At 72.4% G+C, this 20,736-nt stretch carries 18 protein-coding genes and 1 tRNA gene; 7 read left to right on the top strand and 12 right to left on the bottom strand.

Annotation, left to right across the window (positions count from 1 at the left end; genetic code table 11):
* Positions 1 to 185: 185 nt before the first annotated feature.
* Both SCAB_RS25450 and SCAB_RS25445 read left to right on the top strand, forming a co-directional pair.
* On the top strand, positions 186 to 530 hold the full coding sequence (locus SCAB_RS25450; RefSeq protein ID WP_013002949.1) for an SsgA family sporulation/cell division regulator: 345 nt from the start codon (positions 186 to 188) through the stop codon (positions 528 to 530).
* A 77-nt stretch (positions 531 to 607) separates the two neighbouring features.
* Positions 608 to 1,285 carry a histidine phosphatase family protein gene (locus SCAB_RS25445; protein WP_013002948.1) on the top strand — a complete coding sequence of 226 codons (678 nt, stop codon included), beginning with the start codon at positions 608 to 610 and terminating at the stop codon, positions 1,283 to 1,285.
* Between the two features lie 13 nt (positions 1,286 to 1,298).
* Here SCAB_RS25445 and SCAB_RS25440 read toward each other — a convergent pair whose 3' ends face one another.
* From SCAB_RS25440 to SCAB_RS25420, 5 genes are all read right to left on the bottom strand, one after another.
* Positions 1,299 to 2,171, bottom strand: coding sequence for an intradiol ring-cleavage dioxygenase (locus SCAB_RS25440; RefSeq protein WP_013002947.1), 873 nt, complete (start codon positions 2,169 to 2,171; stop codon positions 1,299 to 1,301).
* Between the two features lie 119 nt (positions 2,172 to 2,290).
* Entirely contained in the window at positions 2,291 to 2,677 is a 387-nt protein-coding gene (locus tag SCAB_RS25435) for a hypothetical protein (RefSeq protein WP_231885126.1), read from the bottom strand.
* Positions 2,674 to 3,189: a DinB family protein gene (locus tag SCAB_RS25430; RefSeq protein ID WP_037724659.1), complete on the bottom strand. Its 516-nt coding sequence runs from the start codon at positions 3,187 to 3,189 to the stop codon at positions 2,674 to 2,676. Before SCAB_RS25430 ends, SCAB_RS25435 begins: the two co-directional genes overlap by 4 nt.
* A gap of 826 nt (positions 3,190 to 4,015) precedes the next feature.
* Entirely contained in the window at positions 4,016 to 6,292 is a 2,277-nt protein-coding gene (locus SCAB_RS25425; protein WP_013002944.1) for an MMPL family transporter, read from the bottom strand.
* A gap of 172 nt (positions 6,293 to 6,464) precedes the next feature.
* On the bottom strand, positions 6,465 to 7,067 hold the full coding sequence (locus SCAB_RS25420) for a TetR/AcrR family transcriptional regulator (RefSeq protein ID WP_013002943.1): 603 nt from the start codon (positions 7,065 to 7,067) through the stop codon (positions 6,465 to 6,467).
* 492 nt (positions 7,068 to 7,559) lie between these two features.
* Between SCAB_RS25420 and SCAB_RS25415 the strand changes: the two genes are divergently transcribed.
* On the top strand, positions 7,560 to 10,799 hold the full coding sequence (locus SCAB_RS25415; RefSeq protein ID WP_049875884.1) for a S41 family peptidase: 3,240 nt from the start codon (positions 7,560 to 7,562) through the stop codon (positions 10,797 to 10,799).
* A 112-nt stretch (positions 10,800 to 10,911) separates the two neighbouring features.
* Here the strand turns inward: SCAB_RS25415 and SCAB_RS25410 are convergent, their stop codons facing one another.
* From SCAB_RS25410 to SCAB_RS25395, 4 genes are all read right to left on the bottom strand, one after another.
* The gene (locus SCAB_RS25410; protein WP_210614761.1) at positions 10,912 to 11,175 is read right to left on the bottom strand and encodes a hypothetical protein; all 264 of its coding nucleotides are present in this window, start codon (positions 11,173 to 11,175) and stop codon (positions 10,912 to 10,914) included.
* 107 nt (positions 11,176 to 11,282) lie between these two features.
* Positions 11,283 to 12,179 carry an SDR family oxidoreductase gene (locus tag SCAB_RS25405; RefSeq protein ID WP_013002940.1) on the bottom strand — a complete coding sequence of 299 codons (897 nt, stop codon included), beginning with the start codon at positions 12,177 to 12,179 and terminating at the stop codon, positions 11,283 to 11,285.
* Positions 12,176 to 13,111, bottom strand: coding sequence for an alpha/beta fold hydrolase (locus SCAB_RS25400; RefSeq protein ID WP_013002939.1), 936 nt, complete (start codon positions 13,109 to 13,111; stop codon positions 12,176 to 12,178). The genes SCAB_RS25405 and SCAB_RS25400 overlap by 4 nt, the downstream gene beginning before the upstream one ends.
* Positions 13,108 to 14,691 carry a flavin-containing monooxygenase gene (locus SCAB_RS25395; RefSeq protein ID WP_013002938.1) on the bottom strand — a complete coding sequence of 528 codons (1,584 nt, stop codon included), beginning with the start codon at positions 14,689 to 14,691 and terminating at the stop codon, positions 13,108 to 13,110. Before SCAB_RS25395 ends, SCAB_RS25400 begins: the two co-directional genes overlap by 4 nt.
* A 156-nt stretch (positions 14,692 to 14,847) precedes the next feature.
* Here SCAB_RS25395 and SCAB_RS25390 point away from each other — a divergent pair, with 156 nt between their 5' ends.
* Complete coding sequence (locus SCAB_RS25390; protein ID WP_013002937.1) at positions 14,848 to 15,507, top strand: MerR family transcriptional regulator; 660 nt, start codon at positions 14,848 to 14,850, stop codon at positions 15,505 to 15,507.
* 257 nt (positions 15,508 to 15,764) lie between these two features.
* On the top strand, positions 15,765 to 16,985 hold the full coding sequence (locus SCAB_RS25385; RefSeq protein WP_158512260.1) for a recombinase family protein: 1,221 nt from the start codon (positions 15,765 to 15,767) through the stop codon (positions 16,983 to 16,985).
* 56 nt (positions 16,986 to 17,041) lie between these two features.
* On the opposite strand, the gene SCAB_RS25380 is transcribed toward SCAB_RS25385, so the two are convergent.
* Positions 17,042 to 17,845, bottom strand: coding sequence for an exodeoxyribonuclease III (locus SCAB_RS25380; protein WP_013002935.1), 804 nt, complete (start codon positions 17,843 to 17,845; stop codon positions 17,042 to 17,044).
* Positions 17,846 to 17,986: 141 nt separating this feature from the next.
* On the opposite strand from SCAB_RS25380, the gene SCAB_RS25375 reads away from it, so the two are divergent.
* Positions 17,987 to 18,469, top strand: a complete 483-nt coding sequence (locus SCAB_RS25375; RefSeq protein ID WP_013002934.1) for a GNAT family N-acetyltransferase — start codon at positions 17,987 to 17,989, stop codon at positions 18,467 to 18,469.
* A 59-nt stretch (positions 18,470 to 18,528) separates the two neighbouring features.
* On the top strand, positions 18,529 to 18,936 hold the full coding sequence (locus SCAB_RS25370) for a hypothetical protein (RefSeq protein ID WP_046774507.1): 408 nt from the start codon (positions 18,529 to 18,531) through the stop codon (positions 18,934 to 18,936).
* A 51-nt stretch (positions 18,937 to 18,987) separates the two neighbouring features.
* On the opposite strand, the gene SCAB_RS25365 is transcribed toward SCAB_RS25370, so the two are convergent.
* Together SCAB_RS25365 and sepX are read right to left on the bottom strand one after the other, a co-directional pair.
* Positions 18,988 to 19,061 (bottom strand) — tRNA-Ala (locus tag SCAB_RS25365).
* Positions 19,062 to 19,184: 123 nt separating this feature from the next.
* Positions 19,185 to 20,540, bottom strand: coding sequence for a divisome protein SepX/GlpR (gene sepX, locus SCAB_RS25360; RefSeq protein WP_013002932.1), 1,356 nt, complete (start codon positions 20,538 to 20,540; stop codon positions 19,185 to 19,187).
* Positions 20,541 to 20,736: the final 196 nt, after the last annotated feature.

Below are 20,736 nucleotides of genomic sequence, written 5' to 3'. Positions count from 1 at the left end.
TTCGGGCCGCCTTCGGGCCGCCTTCGGGCCGCCTTCGGGCCGCCTTCGGGCCGCCTTCGGGCGTCCCGAAGGCCCCTCCGGTGGCCCCTCCGGGGGCGCCGGGCGGAAAATATGCGACATTGGAGAGGCAGTGGACAGCGGATTCACAGCTTCTGCTTGGGTCACTCAGCGTGAGGAGCAGCCCGATGTCTGTCACCGTCGAGCAGTACGCCCGGGCCCATGTCGTCACCGACACCCCCGACGACCGGGACACCGTGCCGGTCGTCCTGCGCTACGACCCCGACAACGATGCCTCCGCCGTCCGCGTGCGCCTGCCCGGTCCCGACGAGTGGACCTTCCCCCGCGAGCTGCTCGAACGCGGCCTGCGCACTCCCACCACCTCCGGGCCCGTGAGCATCTGGCCCTGCGGCCGCGTCCAGGCGGTCATGGAGTTCCACTCCGCGCAGGGGGTGGCGGTGATGCAGTTCGACACGAAGGCGCTGATCCGCTTCCTGCGGCGCACCTACACGGCCGTGCCGGTGGCGCACTGACCGGGGCGTCCGGGCAGGAGTGGGCGCCCGCCCCCGGGGAGGGGCTCGCGCCGCCGTACGCCCTCGCGTCGCTGTGGGTGGTCCGGCACGGGCAGAGCACCGCCAACGTGGCGTACGCCGAGGCCGAACGGACCGGGTCGACCGTGCCGGTGCCGGGACGGGACGCGGATGTCCCGCTGTCCGGGCCGGGCCGGGCGCAGGCCGAGGCACTGGGCGGGTGGCTGGCGGGGATCTCCGCGGGCAGAGGCGGTGGTGACGGCGGGCCGGGGCCGGACCTGGTGGTCTGCTCACCGTATGTACGGGCCCGGCAGACCTGGGAGTCGATCGCCGGGCATCCGGGTGTGGTCCCGCCCCCGCTCCTCGTCGACGAACGGCTGCGGGACCGGGAGGCGGGGATCTTCGAGTTGCACCCGCCGGGCGCGCAACGGGCCCGTTCGCCCGAGGAGGCGGACCGGCGCGCCCTGGTCGGCGACTGGTACTACCGTCCGCCGGGCGGGGAGGCGCTGACCGATGTGGTGCTGCGCGTGCGGGACTTCGTCGACGAGCTGGACCGGGTCGCCGGGGGCCGGCGGGTGCTGCTGGTCGCCCATGACGCGATCGCCGTCGCCGTCCGTCTGGTCTGCGCGGGCCTCGGCGCGGCCTCCCCCGGCGCGCTGCCGCCCGTCCCCAACGCCTCGGTCTCGCAGTGGGAGAGCGACGGGGGACGGCTGCGGCCGACGCGCTGGGGGGAGACGGCCCACCTCGGCCCCGGCTGAGCGGCCCCGGGCGTCAGACCGGCACGGTGAGGGTCGCCGTGTACCCCTTGCCGGTGCTGCCCTTCATGGTGGCGAGCTGCTGGTCGTAGCCGTCGCTGAAGACCATGTCGGACTCCAGGGAGAGCTCGCCGAGGTTCTGGACGCTGTCGCCGTAGCCGTCCGTGGCGTACACGGTCTCGCAGACGTCCTTGGGGAAGGCGAGCTGCGAGACGGCGGCGGTGTTCCCGGCCGCGGTGGCGTCGGCGAGGCTGTCGTAGACCTCGAAGTGGAGGTGGGGCCAGCGGCCGGGGTAGCAGCCGGGGAAGACCGATGTGAAGGTGAGCCGGCCCTCGTCGTCGGTCTCCTGGACGCCGCGCAGGTAGTTCTCGTCGGTGACGCCGTCGGAGTAGAGGGAGTACCGGCCCTCGCGGTCGCACTGCCACAGGTAGACGGCCGCGCCCTTCTTCGGGGTGTCGCAGCCGGAGGACCGGTCGACGACGGTCAGCGTGATCGTCAGGGGGATGCCTTCGGCGACCCCGTCCGCCGAGCCGAAGCTCTTGGTGATGTCCTGCCGGACGACACCGCTCTCCTTGAGGACGTTCGGGCCGTTCGAACCGTCACCGGGGTACGGACCGGCCGTCTCGGTGGGGATGACCTCGCAGTCCGAGCCGGAGGTGCCGGAGGAGGACGTACCGGAGGAGGAGGCGTCCGACGCGGAGCCAAAGCCGGAGCCGGAGTCGTCCGTGGAACAGGCCGCCAGCAACGGGACCATGCTCGCGCCGGCCAGCAGTCCGATCATGCGGCGGCGGGCCAGCACGGGGAGGTCGTGGGAGAGCCCTCTGTCGAACTCGTCGTCGTGGTGGTGCCCTCGGCCGTGGCCGCCCTTGTCGCCGGGTGCTGTGCTCATGATGCCGAACCACGCCTTCCGAGTGTTCCCGTCATGGAATGCGCGTGATGCTATGAGGATTTGCTGTGCGCTTCCCAGGAGTCCGCCATGGGCGCCCTGTCGGTCGGGCGCCGCCGCGGTCACCGTACGGCCGCCAGCACCACGAGCGTGAACAGCACGGCAGGGGCCGCGATCATCGTGGCCAGGTGGACGGCCAGCGTCCGCGTCATCCCCAGCGCCGGGAGCAGGACCAGCCCGCCCAGGAACCACCAGCCGTAGATCCGGCCCGCGAGATGCCAGGCCGCGGTCTCCTCGGCACGGGTGACCGGCTCCACGAACAGCACGCCGACGGCGACCAGGAGGAGGACGCAGCACAGCAGCACGTTCCCCACGCCGACGACGACCCGGGCCACACCCCGCCCGTCCACCGCCCGCAGGTGCCGCCGCAGGCGCCGGAGCCGTCCCGCGCGGGCCGGCGGGGGGTTGTTCGCGGTCCCCGAGGTGCCCGCGGTCCCTTCGGCCCTCACGCCCCCACGGTCCCGTCGATCCCTTCCCGCAGGAAGTCCGCGTGGCCGTTGTGGCGGCCGTACTCCAGCAGGACGTGGATCATGACCATCCGCAGGGAGACGTCCTCGTTCCAGCGCGGCTGGCGACCGGTGAGCTCCAGGGACTCCGCCTCCCGTTCGATACGCCGCGAGGTCGCCACCTCCGCCTCCCAGGCCCCGAAAGCCTCCGCCCGCGTCGAGGCGCTCGCGTCGTACGCCGCCTGGAAGTCGATCTCCTTCGACCACACCATGGGGGCGTCATGATCCTCGAACACCCGGCGGAACCAGGCCCGTTCGACCTCCGCCATGTGCCGCACGAGACCCAGCAGCGACAGCGTCGACGGGGGCATCGACCGACGGCGCAGCTCCTCGTCGGTGAGACCCGCGCACTTCATGGCGAGGGTCGCGCGGTGATAGTCGAGAAAGGCGCGGAGGGTCTCACGTTCGGCGCCCAGGAGGGGCGGCCCGACCCGGTCGTCCCGAGCCCCGCCGATGTGGCCGACCGCGCCCGCCCGGCCTGCCGCCCCCGCCCCGCCGGCCCGGTCGAGGCCGGCGGGCTCACCTGCCCCGTCGACCCGGCCGATCTCACCGATGCGCGGCCCGGTCCGCTCGGCTTCACCGGCCTGCGCGGCCCGGTCGGACGCACCGGGCACGCCTGCCCCATCGACACGGCCGATCTCACCGATGCGCGGCTCGGCCTGTTCGGTCCGTTCGGCCTCACCAGCCTGCGCACCCCGGTCGGACACACCGGGCACGCCTCCCTCGTCGACCTGGTCGGCCCCGCAGGCCCGCACCGCCTGTTCCGCTCGGCCGGTCCGACCTGCGTGCCCGTCCCGGTCGGTCCCGTCGGCCCGGTCGGCTGCGACGAACTCGCCCGCCTGGTCGGTCTCGCCCGTGTGCTCGACCCGCCCGGCCTCACCGGCCTCGACCTCACCGACCTGCTCGGCGCCACCGGCCCGGTCGGCCTCGCCGGCCTCGCTCGCCCGTACGGCCTCCTCGCGCCCGTCGGGCCCCACGGTCTCGCCGCGCACGCCAAGCACCTCGACCCCGTCGCGCCCGCCGGGCCCCACGGTCTCGTCGTGCTCTCCAGGCGCCCCTCCCCCGTCACGCACACCAGACACCTCAGCCCCGTCACGCATGCCCACACCCCCCGCCCCGTCACGCGCACCAGTCACCCGGTCCCGGTACCCGCGTCGGCTCTGTCGGTTCTCTCGGCTCTTCTCCTGTCGCCCGTCATCTTCGCCCCTCGCACGGAAGCCGGTGAGGGTGCCCGTCTCCACGGGGCCTCACCGGCGGTCCTGTTCTGTGCGGGCGCCCGTGTCAGGCGCGGACCAGCTCCCTGTCCTCGTCGTCCTCGGCCGCGTCACCGGAGGTGTCGACCGTCCGCAGGCCCTCGCCCTCGACGTCGACGTTCGGCAGCGCGCGGTCGAGCCACTTCGGCAGCCACCAGGCCCGGTCGCCCAGGAGGGCGAGGACGGCCGGGACGATGGCCATGCGGACGACGAACGCATCGAAGAAGACGGCGATGGCGAGGCCGAAGCCGATCATCTTGATCATCGACTCGCCGGAGCCGATGAAGCCGGCGAAGACGGCCATCATGATCGCCGCGGCGGCCGCGACCACCCGCGCGCTGTACCGGAAGCCGGTCACCACGGCCTGGTGCGCGTTCTCGCCGTGCACGTACGCCTCGCGCATGCGGGTCACGAGGAACACCTCGTAGTCCATCGCGAGACCGAAGACCACGCCCACCATGAAGATCGGCATCATCGACATGATCGGACCGGTCTCCTCGACCCCGATCAGCCCCGCCAGCCAGCCCCACTGGAAGACCGCGACCACGGCGCCGAGCGCGGCCAGCACGCTGAGCAGGAAGCCGAGGGCCGCCTTCAGCGGGACCAGGACCGACCGGAAGATCACGATCAGCAGGAGGAACGCCAGGCCCACGACCAGCGCCAGATACGGCAGCAGCGCGTCGGTGAGCTTCTGCGAGAAGTCGATGTTCATCGCGGTGGCACCGGTGACCAGTACCTTCGCGTCCGTGTCCGCGCTCACGCCGGCGCCCGCGTCACGGATGGCGTGCACCAGGTCCTCGGTCTGTGTCGAGGACGGCTTGGACTTCGGGATCACCGTGATCATCGCGGTGTCGCCGGCCTTGTTGAACGTCGCGGGCGTCACCGTCACGACATCGTCGAGGCCCTTGATCTCGTCCGTCACCGCGGTGGCGGCCCGCTGCGGGGACGCGCTGCCCTGGGCGTCGAGGACGACCATCAGGGGGCCGTTGAAGCCGGGCCCGAAGCCGTCGGAGAGCAGGTCGTACGCCCGGCGCTGCGTGGTGGACGTGGCCTGCGAACCGTCGTCGGGAAGGCCCAGCTCCAGCTGGGTGGCGGGCACCGCGACCGCTCCGAGGCCGACCACGCCGAGCAGCAGCACGGCGACCGGGCGACGGACGACGAAGCTCGCCCAGCGGGTGCCCAGGCCGGGCTTCGCCGCGACGGAACCTCCGGCGGCCTCCGCGCCGGCGACCCCGGCGGAACCCGCGGCGGACTTCTTCGCCCTGCCGCGTCCGAGCAGCCCGCCCTTCTCACCGGCCGGCCGGACCTTGCGGCCCGCGTAGCCGAGCAGCGCCGGGACCATGGTGAGGGCGATGAGGACGGCGACGACGACCGTGCCCGCCGCCGCGAGACCCATCTTGGTCAGCATCGGGACGTTGACGACCGCGAGACCGGCCAGCGCGATCACGACCGTGAGCCCCGCGAAGACCACCGCCGAGCCGGCGGTGCCGACGGCCCGGCCCACCGCCTCCTCGCGGCCCCTGCCCTCGGCCAGCTCGGACCGGTAACGGGAGACGATGAACAGCGCGTAGTCGATACCGACCGCGAGACCGATCATCAGGGCGAGCGTGGAGGTGGTGTCGCCCAGGTCGAGCGCGCTGGCGAGGGCGGTGATGGTGGAGACGCCGATGCCGACCCCGATGATCGCCGTCAGCAGCGGCAGGCCGGCCGCGACCAGCGAGCCCAGGGTGATGACGAGGACGACCGCGGCCAGTGCGAGGCCGATGATCTCGCCGGTGACCGCCGTCTCGGGCTCGGGCTGCAGGGCGTCGCCGCCCATCTCGACCGTGAGCCCGGCGGCCTGCGCCTTGTGCGCGGTGGTCTCCAGGGCCTCCTTGGAGGAGTCCTTCAGCTCCATGGCCGGGACCTCGTACGTCACCGAGGCGTAGGCGATCGTCCCGTCCGCGCTGACCGCGCGGGTGGTGAACGGGTCGCTGACGGAGACGACTTCGGAGCCGTCTCCCAGTTCCGCGACGGTCTTCTCGACGGCCGCCTTGTTGGCGGCGTCGGTCATCTTCTCGCCCTCGGGCGCCTTGAAGACGACCCGGGCGGTGGCGCCGTCGGCGCTCATGCCGGGATAGCGCTGCTCCAGCAGGTCGAAGGCCTTCTGGGCCTCGGTGCCCGGGATGGAGAAGGAGGTGGAGCCGGCGGCGGGCGCGGAGGCGGCGCCGACGCCCGCGAGCGTCAGCAGCGCCACCCAGATCAGGACGGTGACATGCCGTCGCCGGAAGGCGAACCGGCCGAGTCGGTAGAGGAAAGTGGCCACGGGGCGGTACTCCCGTTCAGGTCGTGGACGTGCAGGAGGGCAGGACGGATCAGCCCGTGCCGCGGGGAGGGAGGAAGGCAGGGCGGGGGAAGGCAGGGGTGATCGGCCCGACGACATGAGCGGTGCGTCAGGTGGGGCTCAGCCGCGTGTCACGCGGCCTCGCGCAGGTGGGTCAGTCGGTCGGCACACCGAGGGCGGGGAGGACCACGGCGTCGATGTACGAAGCGATGAAGGCCTGGGTCGGAGGCAGCTCGTCGATCATGCCCCGTGCGACGAAGGCGCCGACGAACATGTGCAGGACGTAGTCGACGGCCGGGTTGTCCTCGCGGATCTCACCCCGGTCGACGGCACGCTGCAGCATGCCGCGGATCTCCAGCAGCTCGGGCTCGATGATCAGCTCGCGGAACGCCTTCAGGAGGTCGGGATTCCCGTGGATCGCCATGGCCAGCCCCCGCATGAGCGCGGAGTTCTGTTCGATGGTGCAGTCGTCCTGACTCATGATCAGCGCGTGCATGTCGCCCCGCAGGGACCCGGTGTCGACGGAGCCGAAGTCCGGACGGGGCTTGTTGGCCCGCATCGCCTTCGCCACCAGCTCGGCCTTGCCGCCCCACTGGCGGTAGAGGGTGGCCTTGCTGGACCGGGTGCGGGCGGCCACGGCGTCCATGGTGAGGGCGTCGTAGCCGACCTCCCGGAGCAGGTCGAGGACGGCCGCGTACAGCTCGGCCTCGCGTTCGGGCGTGATCCGACTGCGGCGCACCGTCGCGGTCTCCGTCATCCCACTCCCCTTGCTCCGGCTTCACGTTCGGGACGACAAGGCTACCGGCCGTGCCACCGGGGCACGGGCCGAGAACTCCGCTTCCGAACGAAACGGTTTCGTACGCTTAAGACGATACCCCGGCCCACGAAGAAAACGAAACCGTTTCGTTCGTGTGCTGGGTCACGGCCGAAGCCGTCGGGGCCACGGCGGGTGAAGTCGCCGGCGTCCCGACGGTGAAATCGTCGGAGCCACGGCGGGTGTGAAGCCCTCGGGAGCCATGGCGGGTGAAGCGGCCGACGTCACCACGGTGAAGTCGCCGGCGCCACGGCGGGTGAAGTTGCCGCGGCCTCCCCCGCGGCGAAGCATGGGGAGGTGAGCGACACCCATGAGCAAGGGCCGGACCGCGAGCACACTCCTGAGCGGGCAACGGGTCGGGAGCAGGCACGGCAGGCGGGCCCGGACGTCGGCTACCTCCGCCACCCCCACCTCAGCGGCGACCGCCTCTGTTTCGTGGCGGAGGACGACCTGTGGCTGGCCCCCCTCGACGGCTCGGACCGCGCCTGGCGGCTGACCGTCGACCGCACGAAGGTCGCCTGCCCGCGTTTCTCGCCCGACGGCCGGCACATCGCGTACACGAGCTGGCGGAGCATCACCCCGGAGATCCATCTGACCCCGGTGGACGGTGGCGCCCCCGCCCGCCGGCTCACCCACTGGGGCAGTCCCGACACCGAGGTCCGCGGCTGGACACCCCCGAACCGGCACGGCCGCTCGGACATCCTGGCCGTCGCCTCCCACGGCGAGCCCTTCTCGTACTTCACCTGGGCCTACAAGGTCCGCACCGACGGCGACCCCGGCCGCAAACTGCCCTGGGGCCCGGTCTCCGACATCCAGTCCGCCGAGATCGACGGCGAGCGCCGCACCCTGCTGCTCACCGGCACGCCCCCGCACGAACCGGCCTCCTGGAAGCGCTACCGGGGCGGCGCCACGGGCCGCCTCTGGCTGCACGGCGAACGGCTGCTGGCCGAACTCGAAGGGCACCTGCACTCCCCCGTGTTCGTCGGCGGCCGGATCGCCTTCCTCTCCGACCACGAGGGCGTCGGCAACCTCTACTCCTGCGCGTACGACGGCTCCGACCTGCGCCGCCACACCGACCACGACGCCTTCTACGCCCGGCACGCGTCGAGCGACGGCACCCGGGTGGTGTACCAGTGCGCGGGCGAGCTGTGGATCGTCGACGACCTCGCCCCGGACGCCCGTCCCCGGCGTTTGGACGTGACGCTCGGCGGGGCGCTCACCGGGCGGCGGCCCTACCAGGTGCCGGCCGCGCAGCACGTGGACGGCCTCTCCGTCGACGGGACGGGCCGGGCGAGCGCGGTCGTCGTACGCGGCAGCCTCTACTGGCTGACCCACCGCGACGGCCCCGCCCGGACCATCGCCGACACCCCCGGCGTCCGCGTCCGGCTGCCCGAGATGCTCGGCTCCGGGGGCCGGGTGGCGTACGTGACGGACGCGGACGGCGAGGACGCGGTCGAGATCGCCCACCTCCCCCGGGCCACCGGCGAACGCGCACCCCGCCGCCTGGTCTCCGGCGGTCTGGGCCGGGTCCTGGAGCTGGTGGCGGACCCGAGCGGTGAGCGTCTCGCCATCGCCGCGCACGACGGCCGGGTCCTCCTCCTCGACACGACGGAGGAGTCGGACGGCGAGGTCACCGAACTCATCGCCTCCCTCAACGGCCCCGTCCGCGACCTCGCCTTCTCCCCGGACGGCGCCTGGCTGACCTGGTCCCACCCGGGCATCGGCCGCTCACTGCGGCAGATCAAGATGGCCCGGATCAAGGACCGGCTCGTCGTCGACGTCACGAGCGGCCGCTTCGAGGACGAGAACCCGGTGTTCACCCGCGACGGCCGCTACCTCGCCTTCCTGTCCTGGCGCGGCTTCGACCCGGTGTACGACGTCCACACCGGCGACCTGTCCTTCCCGCTCGGCTGCCGCCCCTACCTGCTGCCGCTCTCCTCCGCCACACCGTCCCCCTTCGCCCTGAACCCCGACGGCCGCCCGGTCGCCGGCGGCATGGACCCGACCGAGGACGACAGCACCGACGGGACGGTCACCGTCGAGACCGAGGGTCTGGAGAGCCGGGTCGCCCCCTTCCCCGTCACCGCCTCCAAGTATTCGGCGCTGTACCCGGTCTCCGGCGGCGGCCTCGTCTGGCTGCGCTGGCCGATCTCGGGCGCCCTGGGCGAGACCTTCGCCAACCCGGACGACATGACGGGCCGCCCGACCCTCGAACACTTCGACATCGGCCGGGCCAAGAAGTCCGAACTCGTCGAGCACCTCGACTGGTTCGCGGTCAGCGGCAACGGCGCGCGGCTGGTCGTCGTGGACGAGGGCGACCTGCGGGCCGTGCCCGCCACCGAGTCCGGCGACAGCGACTCGACCGTCTGGATCGACCTGAGACGCGTCCTGCACGAGGTCGACCCGGCCGCCGAGTGGCGCCAGTCGTACGCGGAGGCCGGCCGGCTGATCCGCGCCTACTTCTGGGATCCCGGGATGAGCGGCATCGACTGGGACGCGATCCTCGACCAGTACCGCCCGCTGGTCGAACGGGTCGCCTCCCCCGACGAGTTCGCGGACCTGCTGCGGGAGGTCCTGGGCGAACTCGGCACCTCCCACGCCTATGTCTCCGCCGCCCGCCGCAACGAGGGCCCGCCCCACTACCAGCGCCGCCAGGGCCTCCTCGGCGCCAACCTCGTCCGCCGGGACGACCACTGGACGGTCCGCCGCATCCTGCCCGGCGACTCCTCCGACTCCAAGGCCCGCTCCCCGCTGGCCGGCACCGGCATCAGGGAAGGTGACGCGCTGACCCACGTCGACGGCCGCCCGGTGGACCCGGCGACCGGGCCGTACCCCCTGCTCGCGGGCGCGGGCGGCACCACCGTCGAACTCACCTTCGCCCAACCCGTCGCCCGCCCTGCCGAGGAAGGCCCTTCGGGCCCCTTGGATGCCGCGGGCGAGGGCCGCTCCCGCCGTGTCGCCGTGGTCCCGCTGATCGACGAACGCCCCCTGCGCTACCAGGACTGGGTGGCCAAACGCCGCGCGGTCGTACGGGAGTTGAGCGGTGGCCACTGCGGCTATCTGCACATCCCGGACATGGGCGGCTCGGGCTGGGCCCAGTTCAACCGCGACCTGCGCATGGAGGTCTCCCGGCCCGCCCTGATCGTGGACGTGCGCGGCAACGCGGGCGGCCACATCAGCGAGCTGGTGGTGGAGAAACTGTCCCGCACGATCCTCGGCTGGGACCTGACCCGGGACGCCCAGCCGGTGTCGTACGCGTCGAGCGCCCCGCGCGGCCCGGTGGTGGCACTGACCGACGAGGCGACCTCGTCCGACGGCGACATGATCGCGGCGGCGTTCAGACTCCTCGCCCTCGGCCCCGTCGTCGGCCAGCGCACCTGGGGCGGCGTCGTCGGCATGACCGGCCGCCACCAGCTCGGCGACGGCTCGGTCATCACCGTCCCCATGAACGCCGCCTGGTTCGACGCGTACGGCTGGACCGTCGAGAACCGGGGCGTCACCCCGGACCTGGAGACCCTGCGCACCCCCCTGGACTGGGCCGAGGGCCGCAACACCCAGCTGGAGGCGGCGGTGACCCTGGCCCTGGACCTCCTCAAGACCCACCCCCCGGCGAACCCGCCGGACCACACCGGCGTCCCCGACAGGAGCCGGCCCCCGCTGCCGGGACGCCCCTGACCGGCCGACGCGCGGCCGACGCGGGACGCACGACGACGCAGGGCGCCCTCCCGGAAGGAGGGCGCCCCACGTTCAGCGTGTCCGGAGCGGGTCCGGCACTACACGTCCGGCACTACACGTCCTGCCGGAACCGGTCCTCGTCGTCCCGCATCAGCCGCTCGGACTCCTCGTCCCGCCGCCGCGCGCCACGCTCCGGCTGCCCGTGCTCACGCTGCGGCCGGTGCTCGCGCTGCGGCTGCCCGTGCTCACGGCCGGGCTCGCGCCCGGGCTGCTCACGCTCACGCTCACCAGGCCGCTGAGCCTGCTGCCGCTCCTGCGGCGACTGCCCGGCCTTACGCTTCAGCTGCTCAGCCTTGTCCTGGAACTGGTCCTTCATGCCCATGTGGATTCACTCCCGTTGTGGGTGAGGGGATCGGGCCTCGACCAGACAAACACGGGCGGACATACGACGCATTTCGATCAGTGACGTACGGTGACGCACCGCTATCGGGGCTCCGGCGCCTCGACCCCCCGGGTCCGCTCGTCCGCGGCCCCACCGGCCCCCACCAGCCCCTTGGCCACCCCGCGCAGCCGCGGCTCCATCCGCCGCACCTCGCGCGGCGCGAACGTCCCGATGAGACCCGGGAGATACCCGCGCACGCCCTGCATCCCGCGCAGCCACCACTGCCCGTACACATGACTGGACCGCCGCTCGATCCCGGCGACCAGCCGGTCCACCGCGGGCCCCAGCGGATACGTCTTCCCGGCCGGCCACGGCAGCCGCTCCCGCAACTCCCGCATCCCCTCCTCCTTGTCGGCCCCGCGCACCATGTCCGTGTCGGTCCAGGACAGATACCCGACCCCGACCCCGACTCCCCGGTGCGCGACCTCGGCCCGCAGACAGTGCGCGTACGCCTCCACACCCGACTTGGACGCGCAGTACGCCGTCATCATCGGTGCCGGGGTGATCGCCGCGAGGGAGGCGATCTGCAGCAGATACCCCCGGCTCTCGATCAGCGCCGGCAGGAACGCCCGCCCGGTGACGGCCGATCCGACGAGGTTGACCTCGATGACCCGCCGCCAGGAGTCGGGGTCGGAGTCCACGAACGGCCCGCCCGTGGCGACGCCCGCGTTGGCGACGACGATGTCGACCCGCCCGAACCGCTCCTTCACCTCGGCCGCGACCCGCGTCATGGCCTCGTGGTCGGTGACATCGGCGTGCCAGTACGCACAGTCTCCGTACACCCGCTCCGACACCCGCTTCAGCTCGTCCGGTTCGAGGCCGACGAGCGCGACCTTCACCCCCCGCACCGAGAGCTTGCGCGCGAGGAGTTCCCCGACGCCCCGCGCGGCCCCGGTGACGACCGCGACCCGCCCCTCCAGGGTGCTGCCGTTGCTCATGCGCCCGCCTCCTCCAACTCGTCCCGCTCCACCCGTACATGTGCCGCCGCCAGCCCGCGTATCCGGGCGGTGACCGCTTCCGGCGCCTCCACCGGCGCCATGTGTCCGACCCCGGTCAGCTCGCTCACGCCCACACAGTCGGGCAGCGCGGCGGCCAGCGCCCGCGCGTGCACGGGCGGGGTCATCCGGTCCGCCGTGCCCACGACGACGGCCGTCGGCACCGTCAACTCCCGCACCCCGTGGTCGAGGTCGAGGGCGGCGAGGACGTGCGACCAGGCGTGCCGCACCCGTGCCGGGCACGCGTGCACGATCCGCGCGCACGCCTCGACCATCACCGGCGACGCGCCGGGCCCCATGGTCGCGTACTTGAGGATGCGCCGGGCGACCGGTGTGACCGGCCCGAGCGGGGCCCGGGAGCCGAGGACCTGCCGCGTGAGCCAGGTGCGTACCCGGCCCGGCCGCATCGGCACGACCAGCGACTCGTCGACCAGCCGTGAACTGCCCGTGCTGCACAGCAGGACCGCCGCCGCGTGCTCCCGGAAGCCCGGCCGCCCGGCGGCCGCCATCAGCGTCATCCCGCCCATGGAGTGCCCGGCCAGCACCGCCTTCTCGCCCGGCGCGAGCGTCGCCGCGAGCACGGCCTCCAGATCGTCGGCGAGGGCGTCCGCGTGGCACGCGGCGGAGGCGGTGCTGCGGCCGTGGCCGCGCTGGTCGTAGAGGACGACCCGGTGGTCGGCGGCGAGTTCCCGCACCTGCGCCGCCCAGTAGGCCGTCGAGCAGGTCCAGCCGTGCACGAGGACCACCGCGGGAGCGTCCTGCGGACCGTGCGTCTCGACGTGCAGCCGCGTCCCGTCGGCGGACACGGCCGTCAACTCCCGGACGGCGACGGGCGGGGCGTAGGGCCCGTGCTTCACATGGGTCAGTCGGGTCACGCTCCGGCCTCCACCTTCGCCGTGCCGCCCGTCGCGGAGGCGCCGGGCGTCTCGTCGTTCCCCGTACCCGTCCTGGCCGCCCGCAGCACCGTGTACTCGCTCAGGTCGACGCGCCGGGTCGCGCTGCGGAACTCGCTCGTCGTGCCCGGCCAGACGGTCGTGTTGCGGCCGTCGGCGTCGAGGTACCAGCTGGTGCAGCCGCCCGTGTTCCAGACCGTGCGCTCCATGCGCTGCTGGAGCCGCTGGTTCCAGGCCGCCACGGCGGCGGGCCGGGCGTCCAGGGCGACCCGGCCGCCCAGCACGTCCAACTGCCGTACGTAGTCGGCCAGGTAGTTCAGCTGGGACTCGATCATCAGGATCATGCTGGAGTTCCCGAGGCCCGTGTTGGGCCCGATGATCGTCATCCAGTTGGGGAACCCGGCGGCCGACGCCCCGCGCAGGGACCGCATCCCGCCGTCCGCCCACGCCTCGGCGAGGGTCCGGCCGTCCGCGCCCACCACCCGGTCGGCGATCGGCATGTCGGTGACGTGGAACCCGGTGCCGAAGACGATCGCGTCGACCTCGGCGGCGGACCCGTCGGCGGCGACGAGCGTGGAGCCGTCGACCTTGGCCAGCCCGGACGCGATGACGTCGACGTTCGGCCGGGTGAGCGCCGGATAGTAGGTGTTCGAGAGCAGGATGCGCTTGCAGCCGATGCGGTAGTCGGGCGTGAGCCGGGCGCGCAGCTCCGGGTCCCGCACCGCGCGGGCCAGGTTCCGCTTCGCCACCCGCTCCACCAGGCCCAGCGTCCTGGGGCGTTTGGTGAAGGCCTGCACCTGCATCTCCCGGACGCCCCACAGCACTCCGCGCCGCGCCTGCGCGGTGAAGGGCAGCTGCCGGTGCAGCCACTGCTCGACGGGGCCGATGCTCCGGTCGACCCGCGGCATCACCCACGGCGGGGTCCGCTGGAAGAGCGTCAGCCGGCCGACCTCGGGCGCGATCGCCGGCACGATCTGGGCCGCGGAGGCGCCCGTGCCGATCATCGCGACCCGCTTGCCGCGCAGGTCGTAGCCGTGGTCCCAGCGGGCGGAGTGGAAGACCTTGCCGGGGAAGGAGCCGAGGCCCGGCAGCTCGGCCTCGGTGGGGATCCTCGGATCGGACAACGGGCCGGTGGCGGAGACGACGAGGTCGGCGGAGAGCCGCCCGCCACTGGTCTCGATGTCCCAGCACAGCCGCTCCCCGTCCCAGGCCATCCGCAGCACCTCGGAGTCGAAGCGGATGTGCGGGCGCAGCCCGAAGACGTCCGTCACGTGTTCCAGATAGGCCCGGATGTGCTCCTGCCCGGAGAAGGCACGCGGCCAGGCGTGGTTCGGCGCGAAGGAGAACGAGTACAGGTGCGAGGGCACGTCACAGGCGCACCCCGGGTAGTCGTTGTCCCGCCAGGTACCGCCCACGGAACCGGCCCGCTCCAGGACGACGAAGTCGGTGATCCCCTCGCGCCGCAGCCGCACGGCCGCGCCGAGCCCGCCGAACCCGGACCCGACCACCGCCACCCGCACATGCGGCACCCGTTCCCGCCCGCCCTGTTCCTGCCCGGCCATCCGGTACCTCCACGCCTCATCGCGTGCGCACACCGCGTTCGCACCTCATGTCCGCGCCAGTAATCACTGGCGCAGTGGGAGCGTAGGGCAGGACCGTACCGATGGGTAGGGGTCCGGACCTCTGGAGTTACCAGCGGTACGACATAGGCTGCGCGAGTGGCAGAAGACGGCGAGCGACACGAGTACCGCATGGAGGAGCTGGCCAGGGAGGCCGGCATCACCGTACGCACCCTGCGCTTCTACCGGGAGCGCAGACTGATCCCGCCGCCCCGCCGCGAGGGCCGCATCGCCTGGTACGACGACACGCACCTGGCACGGCTGCGCACCATCTCGGCCCTGCTGGAGCGGGGCCACACGCTCAGCGGCATAGCCGAGCTGGCCGAGGCGTTCGACCAGGGCCGCGACGTGGGCGAACTGCTGGGCCTCGGGGACCCCACCGAGGAGGTCCCGGTCCGCCTCTCCCCTGAGGAACTCGCCGACCACTTCGGCGACCAGGCGACCCCGGAGAACCTCGCCACCGCCCTGGACCTCGGCTATCTCGCCACCGACGGCGGCGAGATCGTGCACATCAGCCGCCGCCTGCTGGACGTCACGGCCGCCCTGGTCCGCGAGGGCGTCCCGCTGGCCGACGTCCTCACCGTCGGCCGCCGCGTCCGCGAACACGCCGAGGCCCTCGCCACCCTCTTCACCGACCTCCTCGGCACCCAGCCCGACCACACCCCCGAAGACCTCCACCGCCTGCGCCCACTGGCGAAGAGCGCAATGGAGGCGGAGCTGTCACTGGCGCTGGACCGGCGGCTGCGAGGGCAGCCGTAGGAGGCCGCGGGGGCCATAAGCACCTGCACGTCCCCATGCGTTGCCCAGCAGGAACATTCACCCTTTCAGGGGTATTTCGACCCAACCGCGCAAGGATTGGAATTCGGCATCCGAGAGTGAGATCGCAAAGGCCCCGGCGGCTGTGCGACCAGCCCCGGGGTGTGGCCGACACTTCACGGAGCGCCGACATGCCCCAGCCTAGCCCCACCGAACACCCACGAGCTCTTGGAGCCGTGCGTCTCAGCAACCTGACTGGAGTGACCACCTCGCCGGACAGGCAGCGCGCCTGCATCCAACTGCGCGCCGAGCAACTGGGCTGCACCTTGATCGCCGAAGCCACTGACCTCGGCGTCTCCGCACGCAAGATGTCCCCGTTCGAGCGGCCTGCGCTGTCGCCTTGGCTGCGACGCCCGGACGAATACGAAGTCATCGTGTGGTCACACGTGGACCGCGCGGTGCGCTCCGTCGCCCACATGTCAGAGTTGATCGAATGGGGTCAGCAGCATGCGACCACTCTCGTCTTCGGAATGCCTGAAGAGCGTCAGCCCCTCGTGGTGACGCCACAGGCAGACGGCGACGCCATTCGCCACTGCATGAACCTGGCCTACGCCGCAGAGCAGGAGGCTCGCGCCCTTTCCGCCCGACTGACGGGCGCTCACGAAGCGCTGCGCGCAAAGGGCCGATACGGCGGCGGCCTTGTGCCGTTCGGGTACCGGAAGGCGCCCCATCCGTCGGGCGTCGGGTGGTGTCTGGCTCCCGACCCGGAGACCATCCCCGTCGTGTGCGCGATCGTGGACGACGTCCACTCAGGACTGTCCCTGGTGGCTATCGCCCACAAACTCGAAACTGCGGGCGTTCTGGTGCCACGCGACCGTCATGCCCAACTTCAGGGACGCCCTACGGGTGGCCGACGTCACGGACGCGACTTCGACCGATTCCGCTGGACAGTCGGCAGTCTGTGCAAAATCCTCCGTACCCCGGCACTGATGGGCCACCGAGTGCACAAGGGCCAGACGGTCCGTGACACCAACGGCGCACCCGTGCTGATCGGCCCTCCGGTGCTCACCGAAGAGGAGTTCCAGGCCCTCCAGGATGTCCTCAACGCCCGCTCGAACGGCACTCGCGCCAAACGTCGGGAGACGTCGCTGCTCATCGGGGTCGCACACTGTGCCGGGTGTGGTGGCCGCATGTACTTCGCCACACGGAAGGCCTACGACTACGGCGACTACGTCTGCCGCGCCAGTGCTCGCGGCACGACGTGTCCCGCGCCCGCAGCCATGCGTGCCAGCTGGCTCGATGAGTACACCGTCAGCCGCTATCGCGAGGCGTTCGCCGTGGATGGCGAGGTGACACGCGAGCGACTCCTGAGCGACGCAGTTCGCGTCACCGTCGCCAAGGGACAGTCGGGCGGCGGGCCCGAGCGGCTGGCCGGGCCTGACACCTCCCGCTTGACCTTCACGGTCAGGACGCGTCCCTGATCCGCCCTGCGACACGTGTGGGGGCGTGCCCACGCCGGCCCGCCCCACGCTCCGTGTCACATGCCGAGGACGACCGTCACCGGAGCATGGTCCGACCACCGCTCGTCGTGACTCGCGGCCCGCTCCACGAACGCCTTCACTGCCTTGCTCGCAAGCCCCGGGGTCGCGACGGCAAGGTCGATCCTCCAACCCGTATCCCGCTCGAAGGCCCGCCCTCGGTACGACCACCACGAGTACGGCCCCTCGACTTCGGGATGCAGCGCCCGCACAACGTCGACATAGCCCCCATCGCCCTCGTCGAGGACCCGCCCCAGCCACTCCCGCTCCTCCGGCAGGAACCCGGAGTTCTTCTGGTTCGCCCGCCAGTTCTTCAGGTCGGCCTGCTGGTGGGCGATGTTCCAGTCGCCGCAGACGACGACCTCGCGCCCGTCGGCGGCGGCCCGCTCCCGCAGGTCCTTGAGATAGGGCAGGAACTCGCCCATGAACCGGACCTTCTCGTCCTGCCGCTCGGTCCCGACCTCACCGGAGGGGAGGTAGAGGCTGGCCACGGTGACGCCGGGCAGGTCGGCCTCGACGTACCGTCCGCTCCCGTCGAACTCGGCCGACCCGAAGCCGATCCGGACGCGGTCGGGCTCGCGCCGGCTGTAGAGCGAGACACCCGCGCGCCCCTTGGCGGCGGCCGGGGCGTGCACGACGTGCCAGCCCTCGGGCTGCCGTACCCCCTCGGGGAGTTGCTCCGGCTCGGCCCGCACCTCCTGGAGGCACACCACGTCCGCCGAGGTTCCGGCGAGCCATTCCACGAAGCCCTTCTTCGCGGCGGCCCGCAGCCCGTTCACGTTCACAGAGGTCACAGTCAGCACGCGGGCACGATACCCGTACCGTGGACGGGGCCGGAGGCGAGGAAGGTCGCGCCGGACGGCCGCGCTCCGGGGCGCCGCCGGGGCGCGTTCGCGTCTCACGTCCCCGCAGGGAGCATCATGCATAGATGTACGATGCAAGGCATGATTATCCGCCCCGTGCCCTTCGACCACCCCGACGCCGTCAAGCTGAACGACGAGGTCCAGGCCGAATACAGCGTCCGCTACGGCGACGACGGCGACGCCACCCACATGGACCCGGCACACTTCCTGCCACCGCGGGGCCTGTACCTGATCGCCTACGACGAGCACGGCAGAGCCTTGGCCACGGGCGGCTGGCGCGGCCAGGACGCCAACGACGAGGGCAACCGGGACGGCGACGCCGAGATCAAGCGGATGTACGTCACCCCCGAGGCACGGGGCCTGGGCCTGGCCCGCCGCATACTCGCCGCGCTGGAGTCCGACGCCCGCGCCGCCGGCCGCGCCCGCATGGTCCTGGAGACCGGCACCAAGCAGCCCGAGGCCGTCTCGCTCTACACCTCCAGCGGTTACGAGCCCTGCGGGAAGTTCGGCTACTACCGCTTCCACGAGCTGAGCCTGTGCTTCGCGAAGGACCTGCAGGACTGACCCCGGGCCGCCCGTAAATCCCGGCGCCCGTCGCGGTGTCGGGCCCCTACCGTGTGCCCGTGAAGAAGAACACCCGTCTGCGCCGTCTCGTCGTGGGCGACACCACATGGCACTGGACCGTCCGGCAGTTCCCCCATCGCGGGGCCCACGACCACTGCCGGCTCAAGCTGTCCCTCTACCCGCAGGGCGCGCGGCGCCGTCGCCTGGTCCTGCTCTTCAGCCCGTCCGAGGGCCGCTACGTGTCGAACTGCTACTTCGACGCCGGCGACCTGTACCGCCTCTCGAACCGGACCTACCTGAACCTCTACGAGCCCGGTACGGTCCGCCGCCTCCTGGACGCCGCCGCCCTGAACCTGGACCTCGACCCGTCCGCCCAGGAGGTCGTGGTGGACGGCTGGCCGTACTTCGACGCGATCACGGAACCGGCGCAGGCGCCGAGCGCGGGCGCTGACGGAACATCGTCCTGACAACACGTCAGAGCCTCCAGTGGTGATCACCACTGGAGGCTCTGAGCTGCGTGGACCTGTGGGGATTTGAACCCCAGACCCCCTCGATGCGAACGAGGTGCGCTACCAGACTGCGCCACAGGCCCTTGCAACGAGTGAAACTCTAGCACCCCGATCGCCGTGCCCGGAAATCCGTATCCGGGGCGCCGCCCGACCGTCCGCGGCGGGCTCCTGGCTGGTCAGCGCCAGGGGGAGTTCCCGGGCTGAGATCACTCGTTGGCCGCCCGGGGGCGGTCGCCGTCCTCGTACTGGTCGAAGAGCGGCGTACGCCCCCGCTCGCGGGAGCGGCGCGCGGACGCGGCCCGGCGGGCGTCGCAGCGGCCGTCGTCGGAAGCGTCCGCCTCGCCCGCGCCGGCGTCCGCCGCCCCCTTCTCCGTGCCCCGCTCCCCCTCCGTCTCGCGCCCGGTGGCGGGCGCGGGGTGGGACGGGGCGCCCGGGGTGCCGTGCGGGTCGGCCGCGCTGGAGCGTGCGGAGCTCCAGGCGTCCGGGGCGCCGAGGTCCACGCCGGAGGTGGCGCGGGGGGCGACCGGGGCGGTGACGTAGGTGGGGAGCGGTACGGGGACCGGGTCCCAGCTGTCGCCCTGGCCGGGCCGCCGCTGGCGCTCCCGCTGCTGGTCGACCCATTCGGCGTGGTCGGTCTGTTCGACGAGCGCGCGGCGGTCGGCCGCGAGCGCGGTCAGCTCGGCCCGGTTCTCCTCGCTCTCGGGTCCGTCCTCCGGTTCGTCGGTGTCCACCGGGTCCGGTGCGGGGCGCCGCCGCTGGGGCTGCCGCTCCCGCAGCCGCTGGGCCGCGACCTCCGCCTGCCGCCGGTCCATGGTGTACGCGAACCGCTTCAGCTCCTGGCGGCGCAGATGCGCGATGTACACGCTCAGCAGTACCGCGGGGACGGCCGGCGCCCACAGGAAGGCGAGTCCGCCGACCGCCGCGACGACCGCGCCGAGGGTGAAGGCGAGGAAGAGCATCACCGTCGTACGCCGTCGGCGCGCGAGTACCTTCGAGCGCTGGGCGCGCGCTTTGGCCTCCGCCGAGGTGTCCCGGCGTGCGCCCGCCGTCTGCTTGTCCGGGCGCTTCGTGCGCGCGGGTGCGGACGGGCGGGCCGCGCCCGACGGGTGGGCGGTCCCCTGCTTCCCGGACGGTGTGCCCGGCTGCTTGGTCTGCGGTGCCCCGCCCTGCTGGGGCAGCGGCTTCGACGGTGCCGGTGCGGTCGCCTGCGCCGCGGGTTTCCCCGGCTGCTGCCCCTGCGGCTCCGGTTCACCCCGCTCCACCGGCAGTTGGGCCTTCGTGTGCTCCCGGTGCGGGGGCATGGCGAAGGCCCGGACGTCCACCGAGTCGGTGACGCCGTCCGGTCGGGCGCTGGGCTCCCCCTCTTCGGTGGAGCGCGCCCGCAGGTCCTTGGCGTATCGGCGCTCCATCCCCGCCCGGCCGGAAAGCAGCCGGATGGCGGTGCTGAAGCGTTCCGTCGGACGGGCTTCGTTCAGCTCGTCCTGCCTACGGAGCCACATCGGCACCAAGTAGGCGGCCCAGGCCCCGACGATGACTGCGTAGATGAGGCCGCTGCTGCTCACGACTCACACGGTAGAGGGGTTTGCGTGAGGCCATCCGCCAATTGAGCCGGTGTGTCGCACGATCCGGCTGATATTTCGAGCTTTTTTTGTGACCGATCCGATCAGCGGGCTACCGAGAGCGCGAAATTAACGTGCCCAGAACGTGCTCAGAACGCACCGAGAGCGCCCCGAGAACGCGCCGACCCGTTCAAGCCGG

Source organism: Streptomyces scabiei 87.22, from assembly GCF_000091305.1.
Lineage (GTDB): Bacteria > Actinomycetota > Actinomycetes > Streptomycetales > Streptomycetaceae > Streptomyces > Streptomyces scabiei.
The sequence above is the reverse complement of the archived record's forward strand: the minus strand, read 5'-3'. Positions and strand labels throughout refer to the sequence as shown.

Excerpts from the sequence above, each read along its gene's own strand:
- SCAB_RS25450 (WP_013002949.1), top strand. The coding sequence starts at position 186 with ATGTCTGTCACCGTCGAGCAGTACGCCCGGGCCCATGTCGTCACCGAC.
- SCAB_RS25440 (WP_013002947.1), bottom strand. The coding sequence starts at position 2,171 with ATGAGCACAGCACCCGGCGACAAGGGCGGCCACGGCCGAGGGCACCAC.
- SCAB_RS25420 (WP_013002943.1), bottom strand. The coding sequence starts at position 7,067 with ATGACGGAGACCGCGACGGTGCGCCGCAGTCGGATCACGCCCGAACGC.
- SCAB_RS25410 (WP_210614761.1), bottom strand. The coding sequence starts at position 11,175 with ATGAAGGACCAGTTCCAGGACAAGGCTGAGCAGCTGAAGCGTAAGGCC.
- SCAB_RS25405 (WP_013002940.1), bottom strand. The coding sequence starts at position 12,179 with ATGAGCAACGGCAGCACCCTGGAGGGGCGGGTCGCGGTCGTCACCGGG.
- SCAB_RS25395 (WP_013002938.1), bottom strand. The coding sequence starts at position 14,691 with ATGGCCGGGCAGGAACAGGGCGGGCGGGAACGGGTGCCGCATGTGCGG.
- SCAB_RS25375 (WP_013002934.1), top strand. The coding sequence starts at position 17,987 with ATGATTATCCGCCCCGTGCCCTTCGACCACCCCGACGCCGTCAAGCTG.